The sequence below is a fragment of the Collimonas sp. genome (assembly GCF_035566555.1).
Taxonomy (GTDB): domain Bacteria; phylum Pseudomonadota; class Gammaproteobacteria; order Burkholderiales; family Burkholderiaceae_D; genus Collimonas.
Window position 1 is genome coordinate 1 of the sequence record NZ_DATMRB010000199.1, and the last position, 7,652, is coordinate 7,652.

Consider the following 7,652-nt stretch of genomic DNA (forward strand, 5'->3'; position numbering starts at 1 on the left):
AAGAAGGTTTCCATGATGTCGTCGCGGTGGTGGCCGAGGGCGACCTTGGTCGCGCCCAGTTCTGTGGCGACGCGGTACAGGATGCCGCGCCGCAGGCGCGAACAGAGCGAGCAGGTGGTCTTGCCTTCCGGGATCAGGCGCTTGACGATGCTGTAGGTATCCTGGTTTTCGATGTGATAGGCGACGCCCAGCTTGTCCAGGTAGGCCGGCAGGATGTGGTCGGGGAAGTTCGGCTGCTTCTGGTCGAGGTTGACGGCGACGATCTCGAAATTGATCGGCGCCCGTTCGCGCAAGGTCATCAGGATGTCCAGCAGGGCGTAACTGTCCTTGCCGCCGGACAGGCAGACCATCACCTTGTCGCCGTCTTCAATCATGTTGAAATCGCCGATGGCCTGGCCGACCTGGCGGCACAAGCGCTTGTGCAGCTTGTTGTTTTCGTGGGCGATCTTTTCAGCGCTCTTGTGGCTGACCGCGCCGGCGGCGTCGTGCGCCGGCAAGGGCTGGCTTACTGCGGATAACTGGTCTTGCATATGGACTTCCTGCTTCTATGGATGAATAGATGATTCATGGCGCTGCTGCGTTGAGTTGTGCAGCTCAAGTTTTCGGCTTGATGCGGAATACTTCGACGCCGACTGAACGGCAATCGGGATAGGCGTCCGGCTTTTCCGTGGAAACCCGTACCGCACGTACGCGCGGATGCAGCAGCAGTGCGCTGACGAGGTCGTCGCACAGGGTTTCCTGCAGATGGATATGGCCCTGCGCCATGCGCTTGGCCACGGTATTGCGCATGAAATTGTAATCCAGCACGTCATCCATATGGTCTTTGGTCGGGGTCGACAAAGCCAGCGGCACGAACAGGTCGACATTGATCAGCGCGCGCTGCGTGCCTAGCTTTTCAGATTCATAGACGCCGATATTGATCTGCACTTCGTAGTCGCGCAGGAACAGGCGACGGCAATCGCTAAGGTCGGGATGGATGAGTGCGGAGAGCATGGCTTTTTCAGTGAGGGTGGAACAGCGGGCCGGAAGCGGTGCTTTGGTCCCGTGGATGAGGATGCAAATGTTGGCCGCCATCGACCAGCAGCGTGCTGCCGGTAATGGCGGACGATGCGGCGGCAAAACAGACTGCCGCCGCAATGTCGTCCAGCGCGGCCGGATCGGTGGCCGGCCGCGACGGCGCAATGCCGACTACCCGCAACTGCGGCGCCAGGGCTTGCGCAAGCAAGGTGGTGGCGCTGTGCAGCGCGGCTTTGGACAAAGTATAGGATAAATAATCCGGCTGCGGATTGAACAGTTTCTGGTCCAGCAGATTGATCACCACTGCCTGCGTACCCGGCGTCTTGCAGATGGAAACATACAGCTCCTGCGTCAGCTGCAGCGGCGCCGCCAGGTTGCTTTGCATGTGGCGCGCCAGCCCGGCCGGAGAAAATGCCGCCGCCGTATCGTGCTCGACATGGCTGGCGTTGTTGATCAGGCAACGGACTTCGCCCAGCGTTGCGGCGACCGCCGGCAACAAGCTGCCGATGTCTGTTTCGTCACTCAGGCGGCAGCGTATTGCGCTTGCCTTGACGCCCAGCGCCTGGCATTCCTGCAGCAGCACCGTCAGTGCCGCCGGCGCAAGGTCTTCCTGATAGTGCAGCGCCAGTTGCCACCCTTGCCGCGCCAGCGCCAGCGCGATGGCGCGGCCGAGCGTGCTGGCGGCATCGGTGACAAGGGCTACGGCATGATCGGCGGTTATTATGGTTGGCATAATGACAAACTGGATTAAGGGACTACTTTTGCTGGAACCGGCCGGATTTGCGCAGAGGGCGGGCGTTATCTCCTACAATAGCGCCATGCAACTGCAATTACCTGAAGCTTCGGTCGAAGCACAGCGCGCATCGCGCCTGTTACACAATCTGATCGCCACTGAAATCCGCCTGCAGCAGGGCTGGATTTCGTTCGCACGCTATATGGAACTGCTGCTGTACGCGCCGGACCTCGGTTATTACAGCGGCGGCGCGGCAAAATTGGGCAAAGACGGTGATTTTACAACCGCGCCCGAGATTACGCCGCTTTTTGGCGCAACTTTGGCGCAATTGACAACAGAGTTGCTGGCTTCATCGCCTGCGCTCAAGCCGCAGATCCTCGAATTCGGCGCCGGCAGCGGCCAGCTGGCCTTCGATATCCTGAGCGAACTGGCCGCCGGCGGCGCTGCGGCGCAGCCTTTGCAGGCCTATTACATCGTCGAACTGTCCGCTGAACTGCGCGCGCGCCAGCAGCTGAAGCTGCGCGATTTTCCGCAGGTGCAGTGGCTGGACCGCCTGCCCGCGGCATTTTCCGGCGTGGTGCTGGGCAACGAAGTCCTGGATGCCATGCCGGTGGAACTGGTGCTGCTGGGCGAACAAGGCCAGGGCTGGCTGCAGCGCGGGGTTGGTCTCGTTGGCGAGAATGATCAATTTGTCTACATCGACCGGCCGGCCGATCCGGCCCTGATCACGCAGATTCCCGATGCCGATACGCTGGTTCCCGGTCACCTGACCGAGGTGCATCCGGTTGCCATCGGCTTCATGCATTCGCTGGCGGCAATGCTGAAAGCAGGCCAGTGCGGCGTCGGCATTTTCCTCGACTACGGTTTCCCGGCGGCGGAATATTATCTGCAGCAGCGCGACCAGGGCACGCTGATGTGCCATTACCGCCATCATGCCCATCCCGATCCCTTCTATCTGCCGGGTTTGCAGGATGTGACCGCGCACGTCGATTTCACCGCCATGGCCAGGGCGGCGCTGGATTCCGGCCTGGATCTGCTGGGCTACACCAGCCAGGCTGCCTTTTTGCTGGAAGCCGGGATCGGCCAGCTGTTGCTGCGCACGCCGCCGGAGAATGCATTACAGTATCTGCCGCAGGCCAACGCCATGCAAAAGCTGGTGTCGCCGGCCGAAATGGGCGAGCTGTTCAAGGTGCTGGCGGTTGGCGTCGGGCTTGAATTGCCCGGGCGTTTTAGCCGCCATGACCGCAGCCACCGCCTGTAGCCCCATGATTTTATTTCTTGAAAGCGCCGCATGATCCGCTGGATGCTGGTGATTTTCGTTGCCGTGATTGTCTTTTCCAGCGCCTTGCCCTGGCTGGAAAAACTCGGCCTCGGGCGCCTGCCCGGCGATGTGCGCTTTACCCTGTTCGGCAAGAATTTCTCGCTGCCGTTCGCCTCGACCATCCTGCTGTCGACCGTGATCTTCCTGCTGGTGCGGATATTGTAGGGTGGGCACGATGTGTCCACCCTACGTTCAATTCCCGAATAGCTGGTCGAGCAATTGCGGCGGCCGTGCAATCACCGCGCGCTTGCGGTAAACCACGATAGGCCGCTGCAGCAGTTTCGGATGCGCCGCCAGGGCTGCCAGCAAGGCAGCGTCGTCGGCCTGCGCCAGGCTGAGTTCGGCATACTCCGGCTCGTTGTCGCGCAGCATGGCGCTTACCGGAGCGCCAAGGGTTCGATGCAGATCCTGCAGCTGCGCCAGCGTCAGCGGCGTCTTCTGATAGTCGATGACTTCCAGCGCCAGCTTCTTTTCATGGCTGAATTGTTCCGCCATGGCCAGGGCTTCGCGCGATTTCGAGCAGCGCGGGTTGTGATAGATCGTGATCATTTATTTAGATTCCTGTGTAGTCTCATCCAGCGGTACGACTTCATCGTCCCAGCCGCTGGCGGGCATGTCCTCGCGCAGGATGCGGTCGTGCGCAAACATTTCTTCCAGTTCTTCGCGCGCCTGCTTGGCGATCGAGACAATCTGCTGCTGGTCTTTCTGATGTGGATACATGTCGTACAGGGTTTGCAGGTTGTGGGCGCGGAATTTCATTGCCGCCTGGCGCGCCCGGTAGGCGCCGAAACCGAGCTTGCGCAGGGCTTCGCGTCCGAGCAGCAAGGCCGATTCGAAGGTTTCGCGTTCGATCACGGTGACGCCCAGGTCCATCAAATCGAAGTAATGGGTGACGTTGCGGGCGCGGGCGATGATCTGCAGGTCGGGAAACTCGTGCCGCACCGCCGCCACCAGCTTCAGGCTGCCTTCGATATCGTCCAGCGCCACCACCAGCAGGCGTGCCTTGGCGATGCCGGCGGCGTGCATCAGGTCGATGCGGGTGGCGTCGCCGTAGAACACCTTGAAGCCGAATTTGCGCAACAGCTCGATCTGGTCCGGATCGTGATCGAGCACGGTCAGGCCGATCTTGTTGGCGTGCAGCAGGCGGCCGATGATCTGGCCGAAGCGGCCGAAGCCGGCGATGATGACCGGGTTTTCATTGTCGTCGATGGCGTCGTCCGGACGTTTTTGCAGTTTCAGGAAATACGGTGCAATGACTTTGTCGTACAGCACCAGCAACAGCGGCGTGGTCACCATCGACAAGGCCACCACCACCACCAGGATGGAAGAGGTTTCTTCGGAAAAGACGCGGGCGGTGGCGGCCGCGCCGAATACCACGAAGGCGAATTCGCCGCCTTGCGACAGCAGCGCGGCGAACAGGAATTGCTGGGCGCGGGCGATGCGGAACACTTTGCTGAGCAGGTACAGGACGGTCAGCTTGATCGCCAGGAAACCCGCCACCAGTCCCAGGATCAGCCAAGGATGGCTGAGCAGCAGGCCGAAGTCCACCGACATGCCGACCGCAATGAAGAATAGCCCCAGCAGCAAGCCCTTGAAAGGCTCCAGGTCGGTTTCCAGCGCATGGCGGTACTCTGAATCGGCCAGCAGGACGCCGGCCAGGAAGCTGCCCAAGGCCATCGACATGCCGACCGATTCCATCAGCAAGCCGATGGCGATCACCAGCAACAAGGCGAAGGCGGTAAAGATTTCCCGCAGTCCGGTGCGGGCGATCATGCGCATCAGCGGCCGCACCAGGTAGCGGCCGCCGACGATCAGGGTGGCGATCACCGCCACCACTTTGAGGCCGCCGATCCAGCCCTCGCCGCTGCCATGGGCGGCAGCGACGCCGAGCAGCGGCACGATGGCGATCATGGGAATCGCGGCGATATCCTGGAACAGCAGGATGGCAAAGCCGGCGCGGCCGGCGGGGGTGCCGTTGAGCTTGCGTTCGTTGATGGTGGCGAGCGCGATTGCGGTAGAGGAGAGCGACATGCCGAGGGCGGCGATCAGCGCGGTTTTCCAGTCGACGCCGACCACCACCGCGGCGCCGAACAGCGCCAGCGATACTGCCGCCACTTGCGCGGTGCCCCAGCCGAAAATCGACCGCCGCAGCGACCACAGGCGCTTCGGTTCGAGTTCCAGGCCGATCATGAACAGCAGCAGCACCACGCCGAATTCGGAGAAGTGCAGGATGTCTTCGACATTGTCGATCAGGCGCAAGCCCCAGGGGCCGATGGCCATCCCGGCCAGCAGGTAGCCCAGCACGGCGCCCAGGCCGAAGCGCTTGGCGATCGGCACCGCGGCGACTGCCGCCGCCAGGTAGATCAATGCATTGAATAAGAGACTTTGTTCCATGAGGTTCAGGTACCGCTTAGATACTGGTTAATGGCGCAGTTGTGCCGGCTGCCGGCAGTTCCGGCCAGGTGGGATAGCGCGCCAGGCGCTTCTTGTAGGTGTCGATGTAGGCCGCCAGGGCTTGCTGGTTGACCTGATGCGCGCCGAACAGCAGGTGCGGCGGCAGCCAGCGCATGCCGCATAGCTCGGCGGTCTGCTGGTAGGGCGGCAGGAAGGCGGAGAACGGCCGCTGGTTGTGGCCTTCTGGCTGGTAGGAGCGCTCCGAGCCGCCGAGGGTGGCGACCAGCCAGAAATCCTTGCCGCGCAGGGCATCGCCGCCGGGGCCATAGGCCCAGCCCGGGGTGAACACCGAATCGACCCATTGCTTCAACAGCGCCGGCATGCTGTACCACTGCACCGGATGCTGGAACACGATCAGGTCGGCCTCCTGCAGCAGCGCCTGCTCGCGCCGCACCGGGATATGGAAATCAGGGTACAGCTCATAGAGGTCGTGTACCTTGACGTTTTGCAGCTTGGCGGCGGCCTGCGCCAGGCGGCGGTTGACGCGCGAATGGTGCGGCGTCGGATGCGCGTACAGGATCAGTATTTGCGGTGGTTTGGTCATGTCGGCAAGGCTGTGTAGGTAATCAAAAGCGAAAGGAAAATATTGGGCAAATGCCTGATTCTGGATGAACTGATCGCGAAAAGCATGCTCACAGGCTAATCGAGCCTATACTTTGGCAAGCAGTTTTTTGATCGGCGTGACAGAGTGCTGCGGTATTTCATGCGCAGCCACATGCTAGCAGTACTTTCTCAAACATTTTTACTTCTGACAATTCCTAACAAATATGTCCGACACCAAACCGAGCGATCCGGCCAGCGAGCCTGTCAATTCCGTTCCGGAGGGTACGTTCGAACCCCTGCCGGCAGCAACACCTCAGTCGGGGCCGGCCGAATCTGGCCGAGTCGAGCCGGCAGCGGAAACCGCCAAAGAGGCGCCCCAACCGCAAGCTGCCGCGGCCCAGCCGCCGCCGGCAGCTGCTTTCAGGGCTGCCGGTCCCGGCGACGACGGCTCCCCGCCCTGGCCGCAAACCTGGAAGCTGATCGCGGCGCGTTTCCGCGCGCTGTCGGACAAGGCCGGTCGGCGCATGATGCAGCGCACCCTGAAAATCGGCATCTCGGCGCGCATCTTCCATCCGGAAGAGGGTGCCAAGGGCTTGCGCGGGCGTACCCTGCAATACCTGGAAGAGTCGATTGCGCAGTGGGTGATGTCGCGCAATGTGCTGGTGTTCATGATTCCTACCGTCAACACCAACGGCCTGGTGCATCCGAGCTCTATCCGTTTGCGCGACTATGCCAAGCACCTCGACGGCCTGGTGCTGCAAGGCGGCGCCGACGTTTCGCCGCAGAGTTATGCGCAGGCAGCGACACGGCCGGAGTGGGGCGGCGACCGCGTGCGCGATATGTACGAACTGGAGCTGCTGCACGAATTCATCGAGGCCGGCAAGCCGGTGCTGGGGATCTGCCGCGGTTGCCAATTGATCAACGTGGCTTTCGGCGGCACCTTGTACCAGGATATCGCCACCGATGTGCCGACCTCGATCAAGCATGTCAACGACGAGTATGACCGCTTGCACCATGCGATCCAGTTTCCGCCGGGTTCCTCTTTGGCAACTTTGTTCAACGCGCATGGCGGCGAGCAGAACGAATGGGTGGTCAACTCCATCCATCACCAGGCGGTGCGCGACCTCGGACGCGACCTGTCGATAGAAGCGATCTCCGGCAGCGATAATATTGTCGAAGCAATTCGTTACCGCAAGGCAGCTTTTGTCATGGGTTTGCAGTGGCATCCGGAATTCCATCGGGCCGGCGGTCCGCAGTTGCTGGATTGCACCCCGATTCTCGACGGATTTTTAAGAGCTGCACGCGAGACGCGTTTCTGATATTATCTCGCGCCTTGGCCGGTGAAGTGTTTATACGCTTTTTCCCGATTCCGGCCAGGCCCGATGGTATTGCGGCGGGGAAATTGAAAAAACTAAGAAATATTTAGAAGAAATCGATTTCCACAGTTGACACTCAAAGGGTGCTTTACTATAATCTGGGGTTCCCTGCGGAGAGGTGGCCGAGTGGTTAATGGCAGCAGACTGTAAATCTGCCCTCTTACGAGTACGCTGGTTCGAATCCAGCCCTCTCCACCATTTTGGGAAG

The 7,652-nt window shown here is 61.1% G+C and carries 9 protein-coding genes and 1 tRNA gene; 4 read left to right on the top strand and 6 right to left on the bottom strand.

The window, feature by feature from the left end; translation table 11 throughout:
* From ttcA to VNZ65_RS24745, 3 genes are all read right to left on the bottom strand, one after another.
* Positions 1–530: tRNA 2-thiocytidine(32) synthetase TtcA (ttcA, locus tag VNZ65_RS24735; RefSeq protein ID WP_325673860.1), on the bottom strand; the 530-nt coding region annotated here is incomplete at its 3' end.
* 64 nt (positions 531–594) lie between these two features.
* Entirely contained in the window at positions 595–993 is a 399-nt protein-coding gene (locus tag VNZ65_RS24740; protein WP_325673862.1) for a dihydroneopterin aldolase, read from the bottom strand.
* A gap of 7 nt (positions 994–1,000) precedes the next feature.
* Complete coding sequence (locus tag VNZ65_RS24745) at positions 1,001–1,750, bottom strand: SDR family NAD(P)-dependent oxidoreductase (RefSeq protein ID WP_325673864.1); 750 nt, start codon at positions 1,748–1,750, stop codon at positions 1,001–1,003.
* 85 nt (positions 1,751–1,835) lie between these two features.
* Between VNZ65_RS24745 and VNZ65_RS24750 the strand changes: the two genes are divergently transcribed.
* Both VNZ65_RS24750 and VNZ65_RS24755 read left to right on the top strand, forming a co-directional pair.
* A complete protein-coding gene (locus tag VNZ65_RS24750; protein WP_325673866.1) occupies positions 1,836–3,011 on the top strand; it encodes a class I SAM-dependent methyltransferase in 1,176 nt (391 codons plus the stop codon).
* A gap of 30 nt (positions 3,012–3,041) precedes the next feature.
* Complete coding sequence (locus VNZ65_RS24755) at positions 3,042–3,236, top strand: DUF2905 domain-containing protein (RefSeq protein ID WP_098495065.1); 195 nt, start codon at positions 3,042–3,044, stop codon at positions 3,234–3,236.
* A 27-nt stretch (positions 3,237–3,263) separates the two neighbouring features.
* Here the strand turns inward: VNZ65_RS24755 and arsC are convergent, their stop codons facing one another.
* From arsC to VNZ65_RS24770, 3 genes are read right to left on the bottom strand one after another with little or no spacing between them, the layout of a single operon-like run.
* Entirely contained in the window at positions 3,264–3,620 is a 357-nt protein-coding gene (arsC, locus tag VNZ65_RS24760) for an arsenate reductase (glutaredoxin) (RefSeq protein WP_325673869.1), read from the bottom strand.
* Complete coding sequence (kefC, locus tag VNZ65_RS24765) at positions 3,621–5,465, bottom strand: glutathione-regulated potassium-efflux system protein KefC (protein ID WP_325673871.1); 1,845 nt, start codon at positions 5,463–5,465, stop codon at positions 3,621–3,623.
* A 16-nt stretch (positions 5,466–5,481) separates the two neighbouring features.
* Complete coding sequence (locus VNZ65_RS24770; protein ID WP_325673873.1) at positions 5,482–6,069, bottom strand: NAD(P)H-dependent oxidoreductase; 588 nt, start codon at positions 6,067–6,069, stop codon at positions 5,482–5,484.
* Positions 6,070–6,292: 223 nt separating this feature from the next.
* Between VNZ65_RS24770 and VNZ65_RS24775 the strand changes: the two genes are divergently transcribed.
* Both VNZ65_RS24775 and VNZ65_RS24780 read left to right on the top strand, forming a co-directional pair.
* Positions 6,293–7,387, top strand: coding sequence for a type 1 glutamine amidotransferase (locus VNZ65_RS24775; RefSeq protein WP_325673875.1), 1,095 nt, complete (start codon positions 6,293–6,295; stop codon positions 7,385–7,387).
* Positions 7,388–7,556: 169 nt separating this feature from the next.
* A tRNA-Tyr gene (locus VNZ65_RS24780) sits at positions 7,557–7,642 on the top strand.
* Positions 7,643–7,652: the final 10 nt, after the last annotated feature.

Bases quoted from the DNA above. Each gene is read 5' to 3' on its own strand.
- VNZ65_RS24740 (WP_325673862.1), bottom strand. From the start codon at position 993: ATGCTCTCCGCACTCATCCATCCCGACCTTAGCGATTGCCGTCGCCTG.
- VNZ65_RS24745 (WP_325673864.1), bottom strand. From the start codon at position 1,750: ATGCCAACCATAATAACCGCCGATCATGCCGTAGCCCTTGTCACCGAT.
- VNZ65_RS24750 (WP_325673866.1), top strand. From the start codon at position 1,836: ATGCAACTGCAATTACCTGAAGCTTCGGTCGAAGCACAGCGCGCATCG.
- VNZ65_RS24755 (WP_098495065.1), top strand. From the start codon at position 3,042: ATGATCCGCTGGATGCTGGTGATTTTCGTTGCCGTGATTGTCTTTTCC.
- arsC (WP_325673869.1), bottom strand. From the start codon at position 3,620: ATGATCACGATCTATCACAACCCGCGCTGCTCGAAATCGCGCGAAGCC.
- kefC (WP_325673871.1), bottom strand. From the start codon at position 5,465: ATGGAACAAAGTCTCTTATTCAATGCATTGATCTACCTGGCGGCGGCA.
- VNZ65_RS24770 (WP_325673873.1), bottom strand. From the start codon at position 6,069: ATGACCAAACCACCGCAAATACTGATCCTGTACGCGCATCCGACGCCG.
- VNZ65_RS24775 (WP_325673875.1), top strand. From the start codon at position 6,293: ATGTCCGACACCAAACCGAGCGATCCGGCCAGCGAGCCTGTCAATTCC.